General features: G+C 61.9%; 14 protein-coding genes. 7 read left to right on the top strand and 7 right to left on the bottom strand.

Annotated elements, in window-relative coordinates; genetic code table 11:
- The first annotated feature begins 26 nt into the window (after nucleotides 1-26).
- The 3 genes from HJB82_RS02625 to glgB are packed head-to-tail and all read left to right on the top strand — an operon-like array spanning nucleotide 27 to nucleotide 8,740.
- Nucleotides 27-3,251 carry an alpha-1,4-glucan--maltose-1-phosphate maltosyltransferase gene (locus HJB82_RS02625; protein ID WP_207584694.1) on the top strand — a complete coding sequence of 1,075 codons (3,225 nt, stop codon included), beginning with the start codon at nucleotides 27-29 and terminating at the stop codon, nucleotides 3,249-3,251.
- The gene (treS, locus tag HJB82_RS02620; RefSeq protein ID WP_221139527.1) at nucleotides 3,252-6,533 is read left to right on the top strand and encodes a maltose alpha-D-glucosyltransferase; all 3,282 of its coding nucleotides are present in this window, start codon (nucleotides 3,252-3,254) and stop codon (nucleotides 6,531-6,533) included.
- A complete protein-coding gene (glgB, locus tag HJB82_RS02615) occupies nucleotides 6,530-8,740 on the top strand; it encodes a 1,4-alpha-glucan branching protein GlgB (protein ID WP_221132543.1) in 2,211 nt (736 codons plus the stop codon). The genes treS and glgB overlap by 4 nt, the downstream gene beginning before the upstream one ends.
- 6 nt (nucleotides 8,741-8,746) lie before the next feature.
- On the opposite strand, the gene HJB82_RS02610 is transcribed toward glgB, so the two are convergent.
- Nucleotides 8,747-10,375, bottom strand: a complete 1,629-nt coding sequence (locus HJB82_RS02610; protein ID WP_221139526.1) for a thiamine pyrophosphate-dependent enzyme — start codon at nucleotides 10,373-10,375, stop codon at nucleotides 8,747-8,749.
- Between the two features lie 27 nt (nucleotides 10,376-10,402).
- Entirely contained in the window at nucleotides 10,403-11,593 is a 1,191-nt protein-coding gene (locus HJB82_RS02605) for an amino acid aminotransferase (RefSeq protein WP_207584698.1), read from the bottom strand.
- Between the two features lie 153 nt (nucleotides 11,594-11,746).
- Here HJB82_RS02605 and HJB82_RS02600 point away from each other — a divergent pair, with 153 nt between their 5' ends.
- Complete coding sequence (locus HJB82_RS02600) at nucleotides 11,747-12,214, top strand: Lrp/AsnC family transcriptional regulator (RefSeq protein ID WP_221139525.1); 468 nt, start codon at nucleotides 11,747-11,749, stop codon at nucleotides 12,212-12,214.
- An 18-nt stretch (nucleotides 12,215-12,232) separates the two neighbouring features.
- Here HJB82_RS02600 and HJB82_RS02595 read toward each other — a convergent pair whose 3' ends face one another.
- The 5 genes from HJB82_RS02595 to HJB82_RS02575 form a co-directional block, all read right to left on the bottom strand.
- Complete coding sequence (locus HJB82_RS02595; protein ID WP_221132546.1) at nucleotides 12,233-12,994, bottom strand: ABC transporter ATP-binding protein; 762 nt, start codon at nucleotides 12,992-12,994, stop codon at nucleotides 12,233-12,235.
- Nucleotides 12,991-14,031 carry an iron ABC transporter permease gene (locus HJB82_RS02590; protein ID WP_221139524.1) on the bottom strand — a complete coding sequence of 347 codons (1,041 nt, stop codon included), beginning with the start codon at nucleotides 14,029-14,031 and terminating at the stop codon, nucleotides 12,991-12,993. The genes HJB82_RS02595 and HJB82_RS02590 overlap by 4 nt, the downstream gene beginning before the upstream one ends.
- A complete protein-coding gene (locus tag HJB82_RS02585) occupies nucleotides 14,028-15,053 on the bottom strand; it encodes an ABC transporter substrate-binding protein (protein ID WP_221139523.1) in 1,026 nt (341 codons plus the stop codon). Before HJB82_RS02585 ends, HJB82_RS02590 begins: the two co-directional genes overlap by 4 nt.
- A 163-nt stretch (nucleotides 15,054-15,216) precedes the next feature.
- On the bottom strand, nucleotides 15,217-15,498 hold the full coding sequence (locus HJB82_RS02580; RefSeq protein WP_207584703.1) for a hypothetical protein: 282 nt from the start codon (nucleotides 15,496-15,498) through the stop codon (nucleotides 15,217-15,219).
- A gap of 26 nt (nucleotides 15,499-15,524) precedes the next feature.
- Nucleotides 15,525-15,989, bottom strand: coding sequence for a hypothetical protein (locus HJB82_RS02575; RefSeq protein WP_207585195.1), 465 nt, complete (start codon nucleotides 15,987-15,989; stop codon nucleotides 15,525-15,527).
- A gap of 157 nt (nucleotides 15,990-16,146) precedes the next feature.
- On the opposite strand from HJB82_RS02575, the gene HJB82_RS02570 reads away from it, so the two are divergent.
- The 3 genes from HJB82_RS02570 (at nucleotide 16,147) to treZ (ending at nucleotide 26,044) form a co-directional block, all read left to right on the top strand.
- Entirely contained in the window at nucleotides 16,147-22,446 is a 6,300-nt protein-coding gene (locus tag HJB82_RS02570; protein ID WP_207584704.1) for a HAMP domain-containing protein, read from the top strand.
- Between the two features lie 10 nt (nucleotides 22,447-22,456).
- Nucleotides 22,457-24,133, top strand: coding sequence for a response regulator (locus HJB82_RS02565; RefSeq protein WP_221115090.1), 1,677 nt, complete (start codon nucleotides 22,457-22,459; stop codon nucleotides 24,131-24,133).
- Nucleotides 24,134-24,283: 150 nt separating this feature from the next.
- A complete protein-coding gene (treZ, locus tag HJB82_RS02560) occupies nucleotides 24,284-26,044 on the top strand; it encodes a malto-oligosyltrehalose trehalohydrolase (protein ID WP_259673905.1) in 1,761 nt (586 codons plus the stop codon).
- Nucleotides 26,045-26,051 lie beyond the last annotated feature (7 nt).

Genomic DNA, 26,051 nt, shown 5'->3' with positions numbered 1-26,051 from the left:
TGGAAAGCAACTCGAGGCGGCGGCCGATGCCATTTTCTACGAACCAGGGTGTGTTGAGCACCCCACCCCGGATCTATTATGTCAATCCGCTTCTACTTCAGGGCATCGACGCATGGCGCGAGGTTTTCGACCATGCGGCGGATACGGGTTTCGATCGTGTGCTGACGGCGCCTCTCTTCGACCGGGGCGGGGAGTGCAGCGTCTTTGCCCCGCGGGACTTCGATCGCCTCGATCCTCCGCTGTCGCTCGGGAGCGCGGTCGAGGATGGGGTAGCGCGCTTGGCGGAGGCTGCCGGCAAGAGCGGTGTCGCCTTGATGATGGACCTGATGCTCGATGGCAAGTCTCGGGATCCCGAAGCGGGCTTTCATCCCGTCGACCCTCGTCGCTCACCATTAGACCCGGCGGAGCCGATGTCCGCGATGGCGGCGGAGTCTCAATCCCGGCTATTGGAAGAATGGACCGAACGGCTGCGAAGACTGGCCCCTCTAGGCCTCTCCGGCTACCGGGTGCTCGGGATCGATCGCGCCGCGCCGACGCTCTTCAAATCGCTGATTTCGGCGGTGCGCGAGAAGGCGGACGCGCAATTCTTCGCCTGGACCCCCGGCACCGATTTCGGCGCGAGGGAAGCGGTCAAGGATGCAGGCTTCGATGGATGTTTTTCATCGATGGCCTGGTGGGATTTCGACGAGAGATGGTTTATCGAAGAACACCGCGTGCAGGCGTTATTCGGCCGGCAGATCGCCTTTCCGGAGCCGCCATTCTCCCGGCGGATCGCGCACGGAACCGAGAGCCGCGAAATCCTCGAACGGCGCGCCGTCCGTGCGCTGCGCCTTGCCGCCGCGCTCGGTGGTGGCGTGATGGTTCCGATGGGCTTCGAGTATGGCGCAGCCACGCCGCTCGATCCGACCCATGGGAATGGAACGGGCTTGCGAGGCCTGCGCCATGACCTCGCTTTCGATATCTCCTCCCAAATTCGCCTTGCGAACACGGAAATCGGCAAGAACCCAGATGCCTTCGCTGCAACGCTTCGGCTCATCCGCAACGCCAATGGCCCGGTCTCAGCGCTTCTGCAATCCGAGGCGGAAGACCTTCGCAGCACGGAGAATGTGCGCTTCATCTTAATCAACAGGGACCTTCGGAAAAGCGCGCCCGCTCCGGTTACGGCACTTCGCGAAGCGGCTTCGGGTTTTCTTCCCGTGGCTGCCGGCAGCGCGGCTCTACGGCTGCGGGCAGGGGAGACCCTGGTAATCGAAGGCAAAGCGCCGGCACCGATCACATCCCGGCCCATTCTCGATATCGAGCAGGCGACGGCGTCGCCGCGGCTCGCCATCGAAAACATCCTGCCGCGCGTCGATGAAGGGCGCTTCCCAGTCAAGCGAGTGGTCGGCGACATCGTCACCGTCGAGGCAGATATATTCGCAGACGGCCACGACCCGATCGCCGCCGTCCTGCTCTGGCGGCCGCTCGATGCGGCGGACTGGAACGAGACGGAGATGCAGCTGGTCGAAAACGACCGCTGGCGCGCCGAATTCCTGTTGGAGCGGACCGGCCGCTATGAGTTTGCCGTCGAGGCATGGAGGAACCTGTTTGCGATCTTTCGCTACGAACTGACGAAGAAGAACGATGCCAGGCTGGACCTGAAGCTCGAGCTGCAGGAGGGGGTGAATCTCGTCCGCTCGGCTGAGACCCAGGCCAGCACAGCGCTCAGCGCGGAATTGAAAGCCCTTGCCGACCGTCTCGAACACGCGCCGGATGCCGAGCGCGCGGCGATCCTGCTTGATCCTAAGACATCGGAACTGATGAACAAGGCCGACAGGCGGCCGTTTCGGCTTTGCTCGGCGGCAAGCGCCGTCGATGCCGAACGCAAGGCCGCCGCCTTTGCCAGCTGGTACCAGATCTTCCCGCGCTCGCAGAGTGGCGATCCGGACCGGCATGGCACGTTCGACGACGTCATCGCGAGATTGCCGGCCATCCGCGATATGGGCTTCGACGTGCTCTATTTCCCGCCAATTCATCCGATCGGTTCGACCAACCGCAAAGGCCGCAACAACAGCCTGAAAGCCGCGCCGGATGATCCCGGAAGCCCCTATGCCATAGGCTCGGAGGATGGCGGCCACGATGCCATCCATCCAGAACTTGGCGAGTTCGAGGATTTCCGGCGGCTGATCGAGGCGGCGGGCCGGCATGGCCTGGAGATCGCCCTCGACCTCGCAATCCAGGCGTCGCCGGATCACCCCTGGCTCACGGAGCATCCTGGCTGGTTCGACTGGCGTCCCGACGGCACGATCAAATATGCCGAAAACCCGCCGAAGAAATACGAGGACATCGTCAACGTCGATTTCTACACCAGGGATGCGCTACCTTCGCTATGGGTGGAGCTCAGGGATGTCGTCCAGCTTTGGGTGGACCAGGGCGTCAAACTTTTTCGCGTCGACAATCCACACACCAAGCCCTTTCCGTTCTGGGAATGGCTGATCGGAGACATCAGGGCGCGTCATCCCGATGTCGTCTTCCTGTCGGAAGCCTTCACCAAGCCGAAGGTCATGTACAGGCTGGCAAAGATCGGCTTTTCCCAGTCCTACACCTATTTCACCTGGCGCAATGCCAAGTGGGAACTCGAGCAATATATGCGGGAGCTGACGGAGACGGCGGCGAAGGAATTCTTCCGCCCGCATTTTTTCGTCAACACCCATGATATCAATCCGGATTTCCTGCAGAACGCACCGCGCCCGGCCTTCCTGATCCGCGCAGCCCTTGCCGCCACCCTCTCGGGCCTGTGGGGCGTCTATAACGGTTTCGAACTTTGCGAGGGGCGCCCCGATGCCAAGCGCAAGGAATATGCCGATAGCGAGAAGTACGAGATCCGCGCCTGGGACTACGACCGACCGGGCAACATCATCGCCGAGATCAGCATGCTCAACCGCATCCGGAGTGAAAATACCGCGCTGCATTCACATCTCGGGCTGACGCTGCTGAATGCACGAAATGGCAATATCCTGTTTTTCGAGAAGGCAAGCCGTGCGCGTGACAACGTCCTGCTGATCGCCATCAGCCTCGACCCCCACAATTTCCAGCAAAGCGATGTCGAGCTGCCGCTCTGGCAGTGGTCGCTCGGGGATGGCGGCACGCTGGATGCCGAAGATCTGATCGGCGGGCATCGTTTCAAGTGGACTGGCAAATGGCAGAGCATCGGGCTCAATCCCCACGTCCTGCCCTATGCGATCTGGCGTATTCGCTCAAGGGAGGCATGAATGGACACGACGAATACCGATGGCTCGCATCAGCCGCTGTGGTACAAGGATGCGATCATTTACCAGCTGCATATCAAGTCGTTCTACGACGCCAATGGCGACGGCGTCGGCGACTTTGCCGGTCTGCACCAGAAGCTCGATCACATCGCAGCGCTCGGCGTCAACGCCATCTGGCTGCTGCCGTTCTTTCCCTCTCCGCGCCGCGACGACGGCTATGATATCGCTGATTACGGCAATGTCAGCCCCGACTACGGGACGGTGGAGGATTTTCGCGCCTTCGTCGATGCCGCCCACCGGCGCAATATCCGCGTCATTATCGAGCTCGTCATCAACCACACCTCTGACCAGCATCCCTGGTTCCAGCGCGCGCGCCAGGCGCCAGCGGGGTCGCCGGAGCGCGACTTCTACGTCTGGTCGGATACCGATCAGAAGTTTCCGGAAACGCGCATCATTTTCATAGACACGGAAAAATCCAACTGGACATGGGATGCTGTCGCCGGCGCCTACTACTGGCACCGCTTCTATTCGCATCAGCCCGACCTGAATTTCGACAGCCCGCTCGTCATGGAGGAACTCCTGAAGGTGATGCGCTTCTGGCTGGAAACCGGCATCGACGGGTTTCGCCTCGACGCGATCCCCTACCTCGTCGAGCGTGAGGGGACGATCAACGAAAACTTGCCGGAAACCCACGCAATCCTCAAACGCATCCGCGCTGCGCTCGATGCCACCCATCCCGGTGTGATGCTGCTTGCCGAGGCCAATCAATGGCCGGAGGACACGCGCGAGTATTTCGGCGAGGGTGACGAATGCCACATGGCCTTCCACTTCCCGCTGATGCCGCGCATGTATATGGCGATCGCCAAGGAGGACCGGTTTCCGATCACCGATATCCTGCGGCAGACGCCTGAGATTCCCGACAACTGCCAATGGGCGATCTTCCTTCGCAACCACGACGAGCTGACGCTCGAAATGGTGACCGACGCCGAGCGCGACTATCTTTGGGAGACCTATGCATCCGACAAGCGTGCCCGCATCAATCTCGGGATCAGGCGGCGCCTGGCACCGCTGATGGAGCGCGACCGCCGGCGGATCGAGCTGATGAACGCGCTGCTTCTCTCGATGCCGGGAACGCCGGTGATCTATTACGGCGACGAGATCGGCATGGGCGATAATATCTACCTCGGCGACCGGGATGGGGTCAGGACGCCGATGCAATGGTCTCCGGACCGCAATGGCGGCTTCTCCAGGGTAGACCCGGCGCGTCTGGTCCTGCCGCCGGTGGCCGACCCGCTCTACGGTTTCGAGGCCGTCAACGTCGAGGCGCAGAGCACGGACGCGCATTCGCTGCTCAACTGGACGCGCAAGATGCTGGCGCTGCGCGGCAGGCATCCGGCCTTCGGCCGTGGTTCGTTGCGGTTCCTCGCACCGGAGAACCGCAAGATCCTCGCTTATCTCAGGGAATATGAAGGCGAGACGCTGATGTGCGTCGCAAATCTCTCACGGCTGCCCCAGGCCGTCGAACTCGACCTCTCGAGTTTCGAGGGCCGCGTGCCGATCGAATTGACCGGCATGTCGCCCTTTCCGCCGATCGGCCAGCTGACCTATCTGCTGACACTGCCGCCCTACGGATTCTTCTGGTTCCAATTGGAGGCCGATGCCGACCCGCCGGCATGGCGCACCGCGCCGCCGGAGCAGCTTCCCGATCTGGTGACGATGGTAATCCGCCGCGGCCTGCTCGATCTTGTCGATGAACCCAAGCTTGCACGCGTCCTCAGCAATGAAATTCTGCCTGCCTATCTCGGCAAGCGGCGGTGGTTCGGGGCGAAGGATCAGCCGCTTCAGGCGGCGCGCCTGATTTCCGCAACGCCGATACCGTTTGCCGACGGGATCGTTCTCGGCGAATTGGAGGCCGTGCTGCCGAACCATAGCGAATCCTACCAGCTGCCGCTGGCAGTCGCCTGGGACGATGCGCAACCCTCCGTACTGACCCAGCAGCTCGCGCTCGGACGGATTCGCCAAGGCAGGCGGGTCGGCTTCCTGACGGACGGATTTGCTGTGGAGGCGATGGCGCGCGGTATCCTGCGCGGGCTTGGCGACCGCTCGCGCATTACCGGCCGCACCGGCACACTTGAATTTCTCGGCACGGAGCGGCTCGACCGTCTGGCCGTCACCGACGACCTTCCGGTCCATTGGCTCTCGGCCGAGCAGTCCAACAGTTCGCTGATCGTCGGCGACCTCGCGATGATCAAACTGATCAGGCACATCTTTCCTGGAATCCATCCGGAGGTCGAGATGACGCGCTATCTCACCCGCGCCGGCTATGACCACACCGCCCCCTTGCTGGGCGAGGTCGCGCACACGGATTCCAGCGGACGCCGTTCGATATTGATCATCGTCCAAGGCGCGATCCGCAATCAGGGGGACGCCTGGAACTGGATGCTGAACAACCTGCGCCGTGGGGCAGACGAACTCGTGCTCAACGATCCGGCCGTCCAGCCCGGCGACGACGTCTTCCAGCCGCTGATCAGCTTCGTCGCGATGGTCGGCATGAGATTGGGCGAACTGCATGTCGTGCTCGCCGGCGAGACCGGGGACGAAGCCTTTAGCCCCGTCGTCGCCGGCGACAGCGAGGTCGACACGATGAAGAAGGCGGTTGCCGGCGAGGTCGCTTATGCCATGTCGAAACTTGCCGAACGCGAGGAGAATGCCGATCCCGCGATCGGCCTGCTCGCAGCACCGCTTCTTGAGCGCCGCACCGAACTCGCCGAGCTTGCCGCGACGCTTGCGGAGGCCGCACGCCATACGCTGATGACTCGCACGCATGGCGATTTCCATCTTGGCCAGATCCTCGTCAGCGAGGGCGATGCCGTCATCATCGACTTCGAGGGCGAGCCTGCTAAAAACCTGGCCGAGCGCCGCGCCAAGACCAACCCGCTGCGCGATGTCGCCGGGCTTTTGAGATCGCTGAGCTATCTCGTGGCCACCGCCCAGCTCGACAACGACGCCGTCATCGAACACGAGAACGAAGTCCGGCGCGACGCCATCGCCCGCTTCGGGCGCCAGGCAGAGGAGGCGTTCCTCGGCGCCTATTCGCAGGCGGTGTCGGCATCGAAGGCGCTTTATATGCCGTCCGGTCAACGACGGAGGGTTCTCGATGCCTTTCTTCTCGAAAAAGCCGCCTATGAGATCGCCTATGAAGCCCGCAACCGGCCGAAATGGCTTCCCATTCCGCTCTCCGGCTTCACCGAAATCGTTTCGCGTCTGGCGGGGGTCCCGGCATGAATGTTGAGCGCTCGGAACTGCTGGCGGGCATCGGACAGGATGAGCTCCAGGCTCTGATCGAGGGACGCCACGGCGATCCTTTTTCGATCCTCGGCCCCCATGAGAGTAGCGGCATGACGATCGTGCGCGTTTACCTGCCCGGCGCCGACGCGGTCGATCTCATCGAGGCGGCGAGCGGTCGAGTGGTGGCGCCTTTCAGCATCGCCCACCCGTCCGGCCTGTTTGCGGCGGCGACGGTCGCCAGGGCGGGATACCGCCTGCGGATCACGTGGCCGGATGCGGTGCAGATCACCGAGGACCCCTATAGTTTCGGCCTGTTGCTCGGAGAACTCGACCTCCATCTGATCTCGGAGGGCACCCACTATAGTCTGAGCCGGACGCTCGGCGCCGTGGCGATGTCGATCGACGGCATATCAGGCGTTCGTTTCGCCGTGTGGGCCCCGAACGCGCGGCGCGTCTCGGTCGTTGGCGACTTCAACGCCTGGGACGGTCGGCGAAACCCGATGCGGCTGAGGCAGTCGGCGGGTGTCTGGGAGCTGTTCATTCCCCGGCTGGCGCCTGGCGAACGATACAAGTTCGAGATCGTCGATGCTGCTGGAACCTGCCTGCCGCATAAGGCCGATCCGGTGGCGAGGGCGAGCGAGGCCGCCCCATCCACAGCGTCCATCGTCGCATCGTCGACGCCATTTCGATGGAGCGATGACGGCTGGATGAAGGGCCGATCCCGGCAGGCGAGGCTGGAGGGCGCGGTCTCGGTTTATGAGGTGCATGTCGGCTCCTGGCTCCGCGACCAGAAAGACGGTAACAGGTCGCTCGACTGGGTTGAGCTCAGCCAGCGGCTTGTCCCCTATGCTCGTGACATGGGCTTTACCCATATCGAGCTGCTGCCGATTATGGAGCATCCGTTCGGCGGCTCCTGGGGCTATCAGCCGCTTGGCCTGTTTGCCCCGACCGGCCGATATGGGACGCCTGAGGATTTCGCCTATTTCGTCGACCGCTGCCATGGGGCGGGGCTTGGCGTCATCCTCGACTGGGTGCCGGCCCACTTTCCCACAGACGTCTGGGGACTTGCCCGCTTCGACGGCAGCGCGCTCTACGAGCACGAGGATCCGCGCGAGGGTTTTCACCGCGACTGGAACACGCTGATCTACAATCTCGGCCGCAACGAGGTCAAAGGCTTCCTGATCGCCAGCGCGCTGGAATGGCTGGAGCGCTACCATATCGACGGGTTGCGCGTCGATGCCGTGGCATCGATGCTTTACCGTGACTATAGCCGCAATGAAGGCGAGTGGGTTCCCAATCAATATGGCGGCCGCGAAAATCTGGAAGCGGTCGAATTCTTCAAGCACCTGAACAGCATCATTCACGAGCGCTGCCCGCATGCGATGACAATCGCCGAGGAATCGACGGCCTGGCCTGGTGTCACGAAGCCACCCGAGCAGGGCGGCCTCGGTTTCGACATCAAATGGAACATGGGCTGGATGCATGACAGCCTGAGCTACATCGAGAAGGATCCGGTCTATCGGAGTCATCATCATGGCACGATGACCTTCGGCATGATCTATGCCTATTCGGAGCGCTTCATACTGCCGATTTCCCATGACGAGGTCGTCTATGGCAAAGGCTCGCTGCTGACGAAGATGCCGGGCGACGAATGGCAGAAATTCGCCAATCTGCGCAGCTATCTCGCTTTCATGTGGGGACATCCCGGCAAGAAACTGTTGTTCATGGGCAGCGAAATCGCCCAGCCGGGCGAATGGAACCACGACGCTTCGGTGACCTGGGATGTACTGGATCGGCCCCAGCATGTCGGCATTCAGCGGCTGGTGAAGGATCTGAACAGCCTTTACAGGGACGAAGCCGCATTGCAATTCGGCGACTTTCATCCCGAGGGCTTCGAATGGGCGGCAGCCGACGACGCCGTCAATTCCGTCCTCGGCATGCTCCGTTATGCCCCCGATCGCACTTCCTCTCTCCTGGTCGTCTCGAACTTCACACCGGTGCCGCGTTACGGCTACCGGATCGGCGTGCCGAAGGATGGAGTGTGGGTCGAAGGGATAACGACGGATGCGCGGGAATATGGCGGCTCCGGCCTCGTCAACGGTGCGCTGTCGAGCGAACCGGTCCCCGCCCACGGCAGGGCAGCCTCCCTGTCGTTGACGCTGCCGCCGCTGGCGACGATCTTTCTCAAGGGACCATCGTCTTGATGGGCATCAATCGGCGTGCGGAGCCGGATGAATGAAAGGCCAGGGGCTCGCCTCTGATCCCTTTTCGATCGGAACCTCGATGAGAACCGGTTCGTCGAGAGACAGAGCTTTCTCGATGGTGGCTTTCAATTCGCCGGGGCTCGTCACCTTGAATGCGCGGATACCGAAGCTCTCGGCAAGAGCGACAAAATCAGGATTGGTCAGGTCCGAGCCGAGATAGCGGCCTTGATATGCCTGCTTCTGGTCTCGCAACACATTGCCATAGGCGGAATTGTTGAAGACGATAGCGACGACATTGATCTTGTGCTGGACGGCAGTGGCAAGCTCCTGAACGCCGAACATGAAGCCTCCATCGCCTGAAACAGAGACCACAGCTTTGTCGGGATTGGCGACTTTTACACCCAAGGCCGTGTTGAAGCCGAAACCCAGATTGTCTTGATAACCGCATGTCACATATTGGCGCGGACCATAGACCGGGAAGGCAAACCGGGCGGTAAAGCCCACCTGGCTGACCTCCTCGACGAAGAAGCCGTCCCTCGGCAGGGCTTGGCGAATGGCATGGAGATAGGCAAGCTGCGGCTGCACTTCCGAGAACCGGGACTTGGCGCCTTTGTTGAGATCGGCAAATTCGTGGGTGCGATCCTTGCTGGGGGATTCTGCCAGGGTATCGAGCAGAGCTTGCGTCGCTGCCTTGGCATCGGCGACAATGCCGACATTCGGCTTGAGGCGGACCATCTCGGTCGGATCGATATCGATGCGGATCACCTTGAGGCCCTTGGGGAGCCACTTCCATCGCATGAACTGCAATTCGAGCCGGCTGCCGATCCCGATCAGCACGTCGGTGTTCTTCCAGTATTCATAGGCGGCGACAAAATTCAGGGAGTTCGGGTGGTCGTCGGCGACGATGCCCTTGCCGGAACGATGGGAGGTGACGGGCGACTGCAGCAATTTTGCAAGCGCGGCGATCTCGGCGCCGGCATCTACAGCACCGCCGCCAACCATGATCATCGGGTTCTTGGCGCCTGATATCAGCGCGGCTGCGGCAGCGACCTGATCGTGGTTGACTGCTGGGTGAGGGGCTCTCGAACCGATGGGAAGTTCGATTTCAGGGCCGGATTGGCCAAATACATCCCAAGGGGCTTCGACCGCTCCCGGACCCTGGCGGCCGGAAAGCATCTTACTGACGACGTCGGCCATGACAGGACCGGCCTCCGACAGGTGATTGATGCGCTCCGCCGTCTTGGTAATCCCGCGCATCGTCGCGAGTTGATCCGGCAGCTCGTGCAACTGTCCTCTGCCCTGACCGATCAAATGGGACATGATGTTGCCGGTGATGCAAAGCACCGGCGAATTGGCGCCGTAAGCCGTGCACAGAGCCGCGGCGGAATTGAGGACGCCGGGGCCGGGCACGACGGTGTAGGCGCCGATCCGGCCGGTGGATTTGGCATAGCCGTAGGCCATATATCCGGCGCCCTGTTCGTGCCTGGTGTGGATGAACCGAACTTTGTCGCTGGCACCGTAGAGGGCATCGTTGAAATCATACATATGGGCGCCCGGGATGCCGAAGACCGTGTCGATCCGATGGCCGATGAGCGAACGGGTCATCGCCTGGCCGGTCGTTTCTTTCCTGCTCATTTTAAAACCTCAAAGGCTTGAGTTCGCTTAGGCCGACATCGATGATTTTAGGCAGCCTTCAGCGCGAAGTGCGGCGACGATGGCGCAGGCATCGTCCGGCTGCATGCCCGCAAGGTTCATACGACCGGAATCGGCCATATAGATGCCGTGCTTGGCTCGAAGCGCTACTGCCGTTTCTTTCGACATGGAGAGATTGGAGAACAGACCGCGCTGCTGGCTAATGAACGCCAGATCGGGAGCAGCGGCGGCAAGCGCCGCACGATTGCCGTTGACGCGCTGGCACATCTCCTCGAGTTCGGCGCGCCACATTGCCGACATTTCGTCACTCTCGAGGATGGTTCTGACGATCGCGGCGCCATGGTCGGGCGGCATAGACCAGTTGACACGGGCAAGGGCCGCCATGTTGCTTTCGGCCTTCCCGGTGTCGTCGACATTGCGGGCCATGACATAGAGCGCGCCGACACGCTCGCGATAAAGGCCAAAGTTCTTGTCGCAGGAATAAGCGATCAGCGCCTCATCGACGGCATCGAGGATCATGCGTGTCGGCGCGGCGTCATGTTCCAGACCGTCGCCGAGCCCCTGATAGGCAAGATCGATGAACGGCACCAGCTTCTGTGCAACAAGCAGTGCGGTGATCTGCCGCCACTGCTCCATGGTGAAATCGATGCCGGTCGGATTATGGCAGCAACCGTGAAGGAGCACGACGTCGCCTTCCCCCGCGGAAGACAAGGCTTCGATGACGCTTTCGAATTTCACCTGCTGTAACGTCAGGTCGACAAAGGCGTACGCCTTGACCGGCAAACGCGCTGCGCCGAAGATCGGCGCATGGTTTGGCCAGCTCGGCGTCCCGAGCAGAACCTTCGCCGACGGATTTGCTGTTTGGATGAGTTCGGCGCCTAGACGCAGCGCACCGCTTCCGCCCGGTGTCTGAATGCCGACAAGGCGATGACCGAACGTCGGTGATTTTCCGAAAATAATAGGCTGCAGCAGGCGCACGAATTGCAGATCGCCTTCCGGGCCAAGGTATTTCTTGCTGTCCTGGGTCTCGAGAAGAAACTGCTCCGCTGCCTTCACGGCACGCATCACCGGCGTGCGTCCCATGATGTCGCGATAGACGCCGACGCCGAGGTCGACCTTTCCGCTGCGATCGTCGGCGTGAAAGGCCTTGATCAGGGCAAGTAGACTGTCGGCTGGCCGGCTATTCAGTTGGTCAAACATAAGTCCACCTCCGTTCCATCTCTTGGTCGGAGATTAACTGAACTCCTGCGGCGAATTTCTGCGAATATCTCCCTGCTTCAACATAAATATGAAGATAATCGGCGTGTCGTAGCTATAATGCGCAGAAATTCACCTCTTTTGGGGATCGTGACCATGCTTGACCAGTTCGACATCAAATTGCTTGCCGCGCTCCAGCAGAACAGCGAGATGACGCAGAGCGAGTTGTCGCAGCAGGTCAATCTTTCTGCGACCCAATGCGCGCGCCGTTTGGAAAGGCTGCGCAACGAGCAATACATTCAGAATGTCGTTGCCATCCTCAATCCCGCAAAGTTGGGTTTCAGCGTCGTCGCTCATACTCTTGTCAGCCTCAGAGCGCATACGGAAGGCGGAAACGAGCGGCTTCATCGCTTCATCGAGACGGCGCCGGAGATTCTGGAGTGCTATTCGCAGACGGGGGACGCCGATTTTCTGATGAAGGTCATGACGCGCGACCTCGACCATCTCAGCCAGTTTCTCGAAAGAACGATCCGGGTCACCGACAATCTGGCCTCGGTCAAGTCAAGCATCGTCCTCAAGACGCTGAAAAAGACGACCGCTTTGCCGCTGCAGATCGTGACATGAGAGCGGCTTCAGCTACTCTCATCTGAGATAGTGGATGTGCGGGCGGGAATGATGGGGTGAGGCTTCGATGCGGGCCTCGACGGAAAAGACATCGCGCAGGAGGTTTTCGCTCAGCACGTCCTGCGGTGCGCCGGAGGCGACGATCCTGCCCCGCTGCATGATGATCAGCTGATCGCAGAACATGGCGGCATGGTTGAGATCGTGCAGCGCGACGATGCTGGTGATCGGCAGGCCGGAGACGAGCCGCATCAGGCCGATCTGGTGCTGGATATCGAGATGGTTCGTGGGCTCGTCGAGGATCAGCTCTTGGGGCGACTGGGCGAGCGCCCTTGCGATATGGGTGCGCTGTTTTTCACCACCCGACAGGCTCTGCCAGCGATCGTCGCGTTTCTCCGCCATGCCGGCGCGCGCCAGCGCGCCTTCGACCGCCTCTTCGTCAGCCCTGGCCCAGCCTGAGAACATCGACCGATGCGGAAACCGGCCGAGCTTGACGACGTCGACGACCTTCAGATTGGCATTTGTCGTGGCATGCTGCTCGACGAAGGCGATGCGGCGGGCGATCGAGCGGCGGCTAATCGCGCCGATATCATTGCGGTCGAGCGTGACGCGGCCGGCATGCGGCCGCTTCAGGCCGGCGAGGAGCCGCAGCAGCGAAGTCTTGCCCGAACCATTGGGGCCGAGCAGACCGAGCATCTGGCCCGGCTGCGCCTCCAGGGAGACGCCGTCCAGAATGGTCTTCCTGCCAATTTTCCAGATGAGGTTGTCGGCCTTGATGCTCATGACGCGCGCTGGAACCGGTAGAGGATGATCGAGAAGAACGGAACGCCGACCAGTGCCGTGACGACGCCGATCGGCAGGATCTGGTTGGGAATGAGGGCGCGCGCGGCAATGTCGGCGAGCACCATGAAGATCGCTCCCGCGATGGCACAGGCCGGCAGCAGGCGAATATGGAGCGGCCCGACGACAAAGCGGGCGACATGCGGAACGACGAGGCCGACGAAGCCGATCGAGCCCACCATGCTGACGATCGTCGCCGTCATCATCGCCGTCAGCGCGAAGAGCACCATGCGGGCGCGGCCGACATTGACGCCGAGCGAGGATGCCGCCTCGTCGCCGAAAGCGAAGGCGTCGAGTACGCGGGCGTAGAACAGACAGGCGGCGAGGCCGATGCCGACGACGACCGAGACCAGCGCGAATTCCGGCCAGCGCACGCCGCCGAAACTGCCGAGCAGCCAGAACATCACGTCACGGGCCTGCTGTGCATTGGCCGAGGTCGTGACGATATAGGAGGTGGTGGCGTTGAAAAGCTGCGAGGCGGCGACGCCGGCAAGGATGGTGCGGTCGGCCCCGCCGCGCGTGCCGTTCGAGAGGAGCGCCACGAAGAAGAAGGCGGCGAAGGCGCCGGCAAAGGCTCCGGCCGACAATGATACCGCGCCCGCGCCGAGCCCGAGGATGACGATTGCCACCGCGCCTGTGGAGGCGCCGGCGGAGATGCCGAGCACATAGGGTTCAGCCAGCGGATTGCGCAGCAGCGACTGCATGGTGGCGCCCGACAGCGCCAGCCCGGCGCCGCAGAAGGCGGCGACGAGCGCCCGGCTGAGGCGATAATCCCAGATGACCGTCTCGTGGATGCGGTTCAGCTCGACCGCGGTCCATCCAAGCCGGTTGGTGACGGCCGAAAACGTCGTTGCAAGCGGGATCGGCAAGTCGCCGATCCCGACGCTGACGCCAATGGCGACAGCGACGAGGCACAAGGAGGCGAGGAGCAGCGCGACGGCGGTTCTCAGCTGCCGGAAGATACGGCCCGCTTCCGTCACTTCAACAGACCGAGAGCCTTCAACCGGCCTGCAACCTGCTCGGCGCCGTAGATCGTACGGACGGTAGGGTTCATCGCCTGGCCGTCCATAACGACGATCGCCTTGTTCTTGACGGCAGTGATCTGGCTGACGGCCGGATCGGTGTTGAGGAAGTTGATCTTGGCCTCCGGCTTGTCGAGCTCCCAGCGGTTGCGGTCGAGGCTGGCAACGACGATGACGTCGGGATTGGCGGCGATGATGGCTTCCCAGCCGAGCGTCGGCCATTCCGCTTCCGCTGATATCGCATTGTGTCCGCCGAGCAGGTCGGCGATGAAGCCGGAGGCGCTGTTCTTGCCGCCGAGATAGGCGTCGGCGGACGGGCTGGGGCTGGAGAACCAGAAGACGTAGGAGAGGTTCTTGCCGTCCTTCGAGACGCTGGAACGAAGCTTGGCCTCACGCGCCTTGAAGTCGGCGATCAGCGCCTGGCCGCGATCGGCGACGTTAAAGATCTGCGATAGTTCGTCGATCTCCTTGTAGAGAAGATCCATGTTCCACAACTCGGCGCGGCTGCCATACTGGTCCTTCACGTCCTTGGTGCTGAGGCAGGTGCTGGGCGAGAGATAGGTGACGATGCCGATCTTGTCGAAATCCTCGCGCTTGGCGACCTTGCTGTTCGGCCCGACGAGGCTCGGCAGGGCCGCCGCCACGAAGTCGGGGTTTTCGGCGAGGATCGATTCGAAGGTCGGCATCTCGACGGTCAGAAGCTTGACCTTGGCATTGGCTTCGGCAACCTGCGGCAAGACCTTGCTCGGCCAGAAAGCGGTGCCGGCCATCTTGTCCTCGAGGCCGAGCAGCAGCAGAATTTCAGCGCTGTTCTGGCCGAGGCCAATCGCCCGCTCGGGCGCCTTCTTGAACGTTACCTCAGCGCCGCAATTTTCGAGCGTCAGCGGGTAAGTCGTCGAACCGGCCAGTGAGGGAGTTGCGGCAAGGCCGATCACGGTTGAGAGGCCGCAGGCGGCCAAGAGTGATTTGAGGCTGGTCACGTAAGGATCCCGGTGCGTGAGTGTATGCGGCCGCCGTATAGCCACGGGACGCGTCCAAAACAAGACTGAAAATATCAACTTATTGCAAAATCGCTGTAGCGACACTGCTGACAATATAATAGGTGGCCGCTGTCTATCCCCAAACCGTGCACGTCGAACATGTTCAGGTGAGCTTACCCACGAGCTTTGCATAGTCCGAAAAGGTGAAGCGCTCGCCTCTTTTGTTTGCCTCGTCGGCAAGCATCAGCACACGGATGGGAAACAGGATGGCGGCGCGGTTGGAATCGGATAGCTCGTTGTCGTCATCATCTTCGACGGCCTTTCTGGCTTTCGCGAGCGCGGCATTGACTTCCTGATGGGTGAGCAGTTCTTTCTCGACGATCGCGTCGCATATCGAGGCTATTGCCATGATCAGGCCCTTGAGCTGCAGGTTGGCCGTATTCATGAGAGCTCCAATGAAAAGAGGGGCATTTAATCCAGTTCGACCGGTCGGATCGTGTCGACCGAAACTACACCGTCGACGATCCCGCGTTTGACGTCGCGTCTATCCCGATCGATCTCGATGACGGTGTAGAGCTTGTCGTCGCGGAAGGCGCTGGCATTGACCGTGGTGACATCTTCGGCGGGAGCTGCATCCACTTCCATGAAGTCGAGCTCACGAGCCGCGGCGACGATCCTCGCATCGCCCGGCGTCCGGGCGGCCACCACGATGATGCCGTGTCCGGGAGCGTTGGCCCATCTGGGATCGTCGGGCTTGGCGATCGGTTCCAGCCGGTAGATGTTCAGCATTTCGCCACTGGCGTCCGGCGAGGCTTGCGCGGCCGCATCCTGCATCTGCGCCTGGCTCTCGACCGACCTCCCGAAGGTGGTCGGGCTGGTCGCGTTGTTGATCTCTTCCTTGCCTGTCCTTGAGACGTTCGACATGTCGCTCTCCATTATCAGGTTGGAAACGACGGCCGGCCGGAAACTGTTCCAGCGCAGGCAAAGTTTGACGGCTGATGCCCAATACGTCGATCTCTGCAACCGCGCGCCTCAGCCATACCCTTTTTCCACTTGAGCACTAATTTACCTCCAGTCGAACAAGGGGGATTTCGTGAGCAAGCAGACCAGTGAATTTTCGCGCGATGTCGTTGCGGTAGACGGCGTCAATGGGCACGACCATAAAACCATGGCGTTCGATGACGCCAGCGCGCTTCTGGAGGTTCTTGTCGCGGTTCGCCGCGGCGACTTTTCGGTGCGGATGCGAGCGGATCTGACCGGTGTTACCGGCAAGGTCGCCGACGCTCTCAACGACATCATCGCTGCCAACCAGCGCATGGCCCAGCAGCTTGAGCATGTCGGCGAAGTCGTCGGCCGGGACGGGCGGACGAGCACGCGGGTGCGCTTCGGCCTGTCGGACGGTTCCTGGTCCGAGATGGAAGGTTCGATCAATGGTCTGATTGACGATCTGCTGTGGCCGACGACCGCCGTCACCCGCACGATTACTGCGGTCGCCAAGGGGGATCTGCTGCAGACCGTGCCGCTCGATGTCGACGGGCGACCGCTGAAAGGCGAATTCCTACGCTCGGCCGATATCGTCAACACGATGATCAAGCAACTCAGCGTCTTCACGTCGGAAGTGACGCGTGTGGCGCGCGAGGTCGGCACCGACGGAAAACTCGGCGGGCAGGCGCAGGTGCCGGAGGTGACGGGCGTCTGGAAAGACCTCACCGAGAGCGTGAACTCGATGGCCTCGAACCTGACGGCGCAGGTGCGAAATATCGCTGAGGTGACGATCGCCGTCGCGAACGGCGACCTTTCTAAGAAGATCACCGTCGACGTGCGCGGCGAAATCTTGCAACTGAAGGAAGCGATCAACACCATGGTCGACCAGCTGAGGTCCTTCGCCTCGGAAGTGACGCGCGTCGCCCGGGAGGTCGGCACCGAGGGCAAGCTCGGCGGTCAGGCCCTGGTGCCCGGCGTGGCCGGCACCTGGAAGGACCTGACCGACAGCGTCAACGCCATGTGCGGCAACCTGACAGCCCAGGTCCGCAACATCGCCCAGGTAACGACGGCCGTGGCGCGCGGCGACCTGTCGCGCAAGATCACCGTCGACGTCTCCGGCGAAATCCTCGAACTGAAGGAAACCATCAACACCATGGTCGATCAGCTCAATGGCTTTGCCGGCGAGGTGACGCGCGTAGCGCGTGAAGTCGGCACCGAAGGCCGGCTTGGTGGACAGGCGCAGGTGCCGGGTGTCGCGGGCACCTGGAAGGATCTCACCGACAACGTCAATTCGATGGCGTCGAACCTGACGGCACAGGTGCGCAACATCGCCGAGGTCTCGACCGCGATCGCCAATGGCGACCTGTCGAAGAAGATCACGGTGACGGTGTCGGGAGAAATCCTCGAGCTGAAGGAGACCATCAACACGATGGTCGATCAGCTGAACGCTTTTGCCTCGGAAGTCACCCGCGTTGCCCGTGAAGTCGGCACGGAAGGGCGGCTCGGCGGCCAGGCCAATGTACGCGGCGTTGCCGGCACCTGGAAGGATCTGACCGAAAACGTCAACTCGATGGGCGGCAACCTGACGGCGCAGGTGCGCAATATCGCCGAAGTCTCGACTGCGATTGCCAATGGCGATCTGTCGAAGAAGATTACCGTCGACGTGAAGGGTGAAATCCTTGAGCTGAAGGAAACCATCAATACGATGGTCGATCAGCTGAACGCCTTTGCTTCGGAAGTGACCCGTGTGGCCCGCGAAGTCGGCACAGAGGGCCGGCTCGGCGGCCAGGCCAATGTGCGCGGCGTTGCCGGCACCTGGAAGGATCTCACCGACAGCGTCAATTCCATGGCTTCCAACCTGACGGGACAGGTGCGCAACATTGCCGAAGTCGCCACCGCCGTCGCCCAGGGAGACCTGTCCAAGAAGATCACCGTCACTGTGTCCGGAGAAATCCTCGAGCTGAAGGAGACCATCAACACGATGGTCGATCAGTTGAACGGCTTTGCCGGTGAGGTGACGCGTGTGGCACGCGAGGTCGGCACCGAAGGGCGGCTAGGCGGCCAGGCCAACGTGCTCGGTGTTGCCGGCACCTGGAAGGATCTGACCGACAGCGTCAATTCCATGGCGGGCAATCTGACGGCGCAGGTGCGCAACATCGCCGAGGTCTCGACTGCGATTGCCAATGGCGACCTGTCGAAGAAAATTACGGTGTCGGTCTCGGGTGAAATCCTTGAGCTCAAGGAAACGCTGAACACCATGGTCGATCAGCTGAACCGGTTCGCCTCGGAAGTGACGCGCGTCGCGCGCGAGGTCGGGACGGAAGGCAAGCTCGGCGGCCAGGCGCAGGTGCCAGGTGTCGCCGGCACCTGGAAGGATCTGACCGAGAACGTCAATTCCATGGCCTCCAACCTCACCGGCCAGGTGAGAAACATCGCCGAAGTAACAACGGCGGTGGCGCGTGGCGACCTGTCGCGCAAGATCACCGTCGACGTGAAAGGAGAAATCCTCGAACTGAAAAACACCATCAACACCATGGTCGACCAGTTGAACGCCTTTGCCGGTGAAGTGACGCGTGTCGCCCGCGAGGTCGGCACAGAAGGCAAGCTCGGCGGCCAGGCGCAGGTCTCCGGTGTGGCCGGCACCTGGAAGGATCTGACCGACAGCGTCAATTCCATGGCCGGCAATCTGACGGCGCAGGTGCGCAATATCGCCGAGGTGGCGACCGCGATCGCCAACGGCGACTTGTCGCGCAAGATCACCGTCGACGTGCGCGGCGAAATCCTGCTGTTGAAGGATACGCTGAATACCATGGTCGATCAGCTGCGATCCTTTGCCGGCGAAGTGACCCGTGTGGCGCGCGAAGTCGGCACCGATGGCAGGCTCGGCGGTCAGGCGGTCGTTCCGGGCGTCGCCGGCACCTGGAAGGACCTGACCGACAACGTCAACCTGCTCGCCGCCAACCTGACAACCCAGGTTCGAAACATCGCCGAAGTGACGACGGCGGTGGCGCGCGGCGACCTGTCGCGCAAGATCACCGTCGACGTGAAGGGGGAAATCCTCGAACTGAAGAACACCATCAACACCATGGTCGACCAGTTGAACGCCTTTGCCGGCGAAGTGACGCGTGTCGCCCGCGAAGTCGGCACCGAAGGCAAGCTTGGCGGCCAGGCGCAGGTGCCTGGAGTGGCAGGCACCTGGAAGGACCTGACCGACACGGTCAACGTCATGGCCGCCAATCTGACCGAGCAGGTTCGCGGCATCGTCAAGGTGGTGACGGCGGTGGCGAACGGCGACCTCAAGCAGAACCTCACCGTCGCATCCAAGGGCGAAGTGGCGGCGCTCGCCGAAACCATCAACAACATGACCAACACGCTCGCGACCTTTGCCGATCAGGTGACAACGGTGGCGCGCGAGGTTGGCGTGGAAGGCCGCCTCGGCGGCCAGGCGAATGTTCCGGGCACGGCGGGGACCTGGAAGGATCTGACCGGCAACGTCAACCTGCTTGCCGCCAACCTGACGACGCAGGTGCGCGCCATTGCCGAAGTGGCGACCGCCGTCACCAAGGGCGACCTGACGCGCTCGATCAAGGTCGACGCGCGCGGCGAAGTGGCCGAGCTCAAGGACAACATCAACACGATGATCGACAATCTGCGGCTGACCACCGAGCGCAACACCGAGCAGGACTGGTTGAAGACCAACCTGGCGCGCTTCACCAATATGTTGCAGGGACAGCGCGATCTGACGCTGGTCGGCAAGATGCTGCTCTCGGAGCTGGCGCCGCTGGTCGGCGCGCATCAGGGGGTAATCTACCAGGTGGATGCCGATGAACGGCAGCCGGTCTTGTCGCTGCTCTCTGTCTATGCGCAAGGGGTCGAGGCGGCGCACCCGGCACGGCTTGAATTCGGCCAGGGACTGGTTGGTCAGTGTGCCAGCGACGCCCGCCGCATCCTGGTCACCGATCTTCCCGACAATGTCGTTCCGATAAGCTCCGGCGTGTTCACGACCCTGCCGAGAAGCGCCATCGTGCTGCCGGTGCATTTCGAGGGGCAGGTGAAGGCGGTGATCGAGCTTGCCTCCGCCGGCGAATTCACCGAGCTGCAATTGTCATTCCTCGACCAGCTGACGACGTCGATCGGCATCGTGCTCAACTCGATCGAAGCGACCATGCAGACCGAAGGCCTGCTCAAGCAGTCCCAGCAGCTTGCCGCCGAGCTGCAGACGCAGCAGCGCGAGTTGCAGCAGACCAACGAGCAGCTCGGGCAGAAGGCGCAGCAGCTGGAAGAACGCAACGTCGAAGTCGAGGCGAAGAACCAGGAGATCGAGCAGGCCCGGCGCGCGCTGGAGGAAAAGGCAACCGAGTTGGCGCTGACATCGAAGTACAAATCCGAATTCCTCGCCAATATGTCGCATGAGCTGCGCACGCCTTTGAATTCGATCCTCATCCTCGGCCAGCAGCTGGGAGAGAATCCGGATGGCAACCTGTCGGGAAAACAGGTCGAGTTCGCCAAGACCATCCACGGCGCCGGAACCGATCTCCTGAACCTCATCAGCGATATCCTCGACCTGTCGAAGATCGAGTCCGGAACGGTCTCGGTCGATGCCGAGGAGATTTTCGTCAGCAACCTGCTTGAGATGATGGCCCGGCCATTCCGGCATGAGGCGGAAAATCGGAGCCTGTCATTCGCGGTCGAGGTCGGTGGCGATATTACCAAGAGCATCATTACGGATTCGAAGCGGTTGCAGCAGATCCTCAAGAATCTGCTGTCGAACGCCTTCAAATTCACCGCGCAGGGCGGCGTCACGCTTCGTGTCGGGTTGCCGGCGAGCGGCTGGTCGCCCGATCATCCGTCGCTCCGGCACGCGCCCTCCGTCATCGCCTTCGAAGTGGTTGACACCGGCATCGGCATCCCCCCGGAAAAGCAGCGCATCATTTTCGAGGCGTTCCAGCAGGCTGATGCCTCGACAAGCCGTAAATATGGCGGCACCGGCCTTGGCCTGGCGATCAGCCGCGAGCTGGCAAACCTCTTGGGGGGTGAGATCCAGCTCCGCAGCACGCCCGGCGTCGGCAGCACCTTCGTCCTCTATCTGCCGCTCACCTATGTCGGTGCCGGGGCGGTTGCGCCGAAATCCGTCCCACCGGCAAACGTCGTGGAATTTGCCGAGGCCGCGGCAATCCGCCGTGCCGAAAAACCAACCGAACATGTTGAAGACGATCGTCATCGGATAGCGGCCGGTGACTCGGTGCTGCTCATCGTCGAGGATGATCCACACTACGCCCGCGTCTTGGCCGATCTCGCCCGTGACAATGGATTCAAGGTTCTGGTGGCGATGCGTGGCGGCGATGCGCTGGCACTCGCGCAGGACTACAGGCCGGCGGCGATCTCGCTCGACATCTTCCTGCCCGATATGCTCGGCTGGACGGTGCTCAGCCAGCTCAAGCAGAACCCGCAGACGCGGCATATCCCAGTGCAGATCATCAGTCTCGATGAAGATCGCCAGCATGGGCTGACCCGCGGCGCCTTCGCCTTCATGAGCAAGCCGACGACGCCGGAGGGCCTCGGCAAGGCGCTGTCGCGTTTGAAAGCCTATGCGCAACCGCGCCGCAAGCATCTGTTGCTCGTCGAAGACAACGAGGCCGAACGGTTGAGCGTCACTGCCCTTCTCGGACATGACGACATCGACATCACCAGCGTCGGCTCCGGATCGGAAGCACTCGACGCTCTGAGGCAGGATCCTCCGGATTGCGTGGTGCTCGACCTTTCCCTTCCGGATATGTCCGGCTTCGACGTACTGGAGAAAATACGCGACGACGCCGAGATCGGTGAGGTTCCAGTGGTCGTATTCACTGGACGGGAGCTTTCCCCCGAGGAGGATGCGACGCTACACAGCATGGCGCGAAGCGTCGTCGTGAAGGGCGTGGAGTCTCCGGAACGTCTTCTCGATGAAACTGCGCTGTTCCTGCACCGGGTCTTCGCCGACCTGCCGCCTGCAAAACAGGCGACGCTGCAGGAATTGCACAGCTCGGACGAGGATCTCGTCGGCGAGACAGTACTGCTCGTCGACGACGATGCTCGCAACATCTTCGCGCTGAGCAGCGTGCTCGAGCGCCGGGGAATGCGGGTGCTGACAGCAACGACCGGCAGCGAAGCCATCGACGTCATCAACAATGAACCCTCTGTCGCAATCGTGCTGATGGATATCATGATGCCTGGAATGGACGGCTACGAGACGATGCAGGTCATCCGTTCGGAGCCACGATTCCGGCGGCTGCCGATCCTGGCGTTGACGGCCAAAGCGATGAAGGGCGACCGCGAGAAATGCCTGGAAGCGGGCGCTTCCGACTACCTGGCGAAGCCGGTCAATACCGAACAGCTTCTGTCGGCCCTTCGCATGTGGCTGCACCGCTGAGGACATGGCCATGAACCCCGTCAACATCCTCCTCGTCGACGACCAACCCGCCAAGCTTCTGAGTTACGAGGTCATCCTCGACGAGCTCGAAGAAAACCTCATTAAGGCGCAGTCGGCGCGCGAAGCCTTCGAGCATCTATTGCGCACCGAAATCGCGGTGATCCTCGTCGATGTCTGCATGCCTGAACAGGATGGGTTCGAGCTGGTCAGCATGATCCGGCAGCACCCACGGTATCAAGATACGCCGATTATCTTCGTTTCCGCGGTGATGCTGGCCGAACCCGACCGGTTGCGCGGATATGCGGTGGGCGCGGTCGACTACGTCTCCGTGCCGATCGTGCCCGAAGTGCTGAGAGCCAAGGTCAGGGTCTTTGCCGATCTCTACAGGAAGACACGGGAACTCGAGCGCCTGAATGCGGAGCTGGAGGCCCGGGTTCGCCAACGCACTGCCGAACTCGAAGCCTCGGCCGCCCAGTTGCGGGAGCTCAACGAGGAGCTCGAGCACCGGATCGATCAAAGGACGCGGGAGCGCGAGGAGGCGTTGGCGCAACTGTTCGAGGCGCAGAAGCTCGACACCATCGGCCACCTGACCGGCGGGGTGGCGCACGACTTCAACAACCTTCTCATGGCGGTGCTCGGCAGCCTTGGCCTTCTGAAGAAGCGGCTTCCGGTGGATGAACGCAGCGAACGGCTGCTGACCAATGCGATCCAGGCGGCCGAGCGCGGCACGGCGCTGACCCAGCGCCTGCTTGCCTTCGCACGCCGCCAGGAGCTCAAGCCGCAGGCGGTCGACTTCCTCAGGCTGTTCGAAAACGTCGAGGATCTTCTCGCCAAGGCGGTCGGGCCGCGCATCGAAATCCGCAAGCGCATCCCGGCAGATCTGGCGCCCCTTCTGGTGGACAGCAACCAACTGGAATTGGCGCTGCTCAACCTGTTCGTCAATGCGCGCGATGCACTCGAAAGCGGCGGAGCCGTAACGGTTGCCGCGGCGGCCGCCGAAGAGGGCCGGCCAGCCGGTCTCGCCGGCGGCAACTACATCAGAATATCGGTGTCGGATGATGGCGAAGGGATGGACGAAGCAACGGTCTCGCGTGCCGCCGAACCGTTTTTTACCACCAAGGGAGTCGGCAAGGGCACCGGTCTCGGCCTATCGATGGTGCATGGTCTGGCGGCGCAATCCGGGGGCTCGATCCAGATATCGAGCGCCAGGGGCAGCGGCACGACCGTATCCCTTTGGCTGCCCGTCGCCGAGACTTTCGTCGAGGTGCAGCCGGTCGTCGAGGCTCCGGCGACGGAGCCTCTGAAACCGGCGTCGCGGCCGCTTGCCATTCTCGTCGTCGACGACGACGCGCTTGTCCGGACGGGAACCGTGGCGATGCTGGAGGATCTCGGGCACCTGCCGCAGGAAGTGTCCTCCGCTTCCCAAGCCTTGGAATTCTTTGCCGGCGGACAGGATTGCGATCTCGTCATTACCGATCATGCCATGCCGGGTATGACAGGCGCCGAGCTTGCGCGCCACCTCCGCTCGGCTTTCCCGGGCCTACCGATCATCCTCGCCTCGGGCTATGCCGAATTTTCCGAAGACCATGGCCTCGGCCGGATGCTGCGGATGAAGAAGCCCTTCACGCAGGAACAGCTTCAGGCGGCCATGGATCAGGCGCTCTCCGGCAAGGTCGCGGCGGCCTGACGATCGAAGCGTAAACATACCAAGGCGAGCAGTGCCGCCATCTCCGCGACCGCTGCTGCTTTCGCGTGTCCAATTGCGGACGAAACTTTTTGCTGCCGCAAAAGTTAAATAAATCTATCCCCACTCACCGAAGGCTTTCCCTTGACCAAAATGACGTTCGGCCCCGCGTTCACCGAAGACGGCATTCTGTTTCGCCTCTGGGCTCCTCTGCATGAAAGCGTGTCGTTGAAGATCGAAGGCGCCGATCCGCGTCCGATGCAGGCGGCGGAAGATGGCTGGCATCGGTGCATAGTTCCGAATGCCCATGTCGGCACGCGCTATCGCTTCGTTTTGCCGGACGGTCTTGAAATTCCCGATCCCGCCTCGCGGTTCCAGCCGCAGGATGTGCATGGTCCGAGTGAGGTGGTCGACCTTTCCTCCTATCGCTGGAACACGAGCGACTGGCCTGGCCGGCCCTGGGATGAGATGGTTATCTACGAGATGCACATCGGCTGCTTCACGCCGGAGGGCAGCTTCAGGGCGGCGATCGAGCGGCTCGATCATCTGCGAGAGCTGGGCATCACGGCGCTGCAGATCATGCCGCTCAGTGAATTCCCGGGTCGTTATAGCTGGGGCTATGACGGCGTGCTTCCCTATGCTCCCGACAGCAGTTACGGCCGGCCGGAAGATTTCATGGCGCTGGTGGATGCAGCACACCAGCGCGGCATCTCGGTGTTCCTCGATGTGGTCTACAATCACTTCGGGCCGGATGGGAACTATATCCCCTCCTATGCGCCGCTCTTTACCGACCATCACAAGACGCCCTGGGGCCATGGCATCAACTACGACGGCGACGGATCGCAGATGATCCGCGAATTTGCCATTGAGAACGCCATTTACTGGATCACCGAATTCAGGCTCGACGGCTTCCGCTTCGATGCCGTTCACGCGATCAAGGACGACAGCGACGAGCATCTTCTTTGCGAGCTTGCCCGCCGCGTCAGGGCCGCGGCCAGCGATCGGCATGTGCATCTGATCATCGAAAACGAGGAGAATGACAGCGACCTGTTGAAGCGTGACGAAAAAGGCGAGGCGAAGCTGTTCACAGCCCAGTGGAATGACGACGTCCACCACGTGCTGCATATCGCGGCGACCGGCGAAACCTTCGGCTATTATGCCGATTACGCTGGCGACGCTGGCAAGCTCGGCCGAGCGCTGGCGGAAGGTTTCGTGTTCCAGGGCGAACATATGTCGTATCGCGGAGGAGGCCGCGGCAGACCGAGTGGCCACCTGCCGCCGACCGCCTTCATTTCCTTCATCCAGAACCATGATCAGATCGGCAATCGGGCGCTCGGCGATCGGGTTCTGGCCTCGAGCCCGGCCAATGCCGTCAAGGCCGTCATCGCCATCTATCTGCTGGCGCCTGAGATACCGATGCTGTTCATGGGTGAGGAATGGGGTGCGGAGGAGCCGTTTCCTTTTTTCTGCGATTTCGACGAGGATCTGAACGAGAAGGTCAGGAAAGGCCGTCGCGAGGAGCTTTCGCGTCTGCCGGGCTTCGACGCCGACGACCTTCTCGACCCGACGGCGCCATCGACCTTTGCGGCCGCCAAACTGGATTGGTCGAAACGCACTACCTCTGACGTGCTTGAGTATTACCGGACACTTCTCGACCTCCGGCATCGGAAGATCGTTCCTTTGCTGAAGGGTGTGGCCGGCGGAAGCGCGGTCTACCGCTCGGCGGGAAACGCGATCGCGGTGGATTGGACCCTTGCGGAGAGCCGGCACCTTCATCTGCGCGCCAACCTAGGCAGCGAGGCGGGACGGCCGCTTGACCCGCAACAGGGTGACGCCGAGACGATATTCCGTCTCGGCAGCGACGGCGGCGATCTCGCGCCCTGGACGGTGATCTGGAGCATGAGCAAAGCGTGACGGCGGT

It is taken from the genome of Rhizobium sp. NZLR10 (genome assembly GCF_019685125.1).
Lineage (GTDB): Bacteria > Pseudomonadota > Alphaproteobacteria > Rhizobiales > Rhizobiaceae > Rhizobium.
Note: the sequence above shows the minus strand (reverse complement) of the source record. Positions and strands in the feature narration are given on the sequence as shown.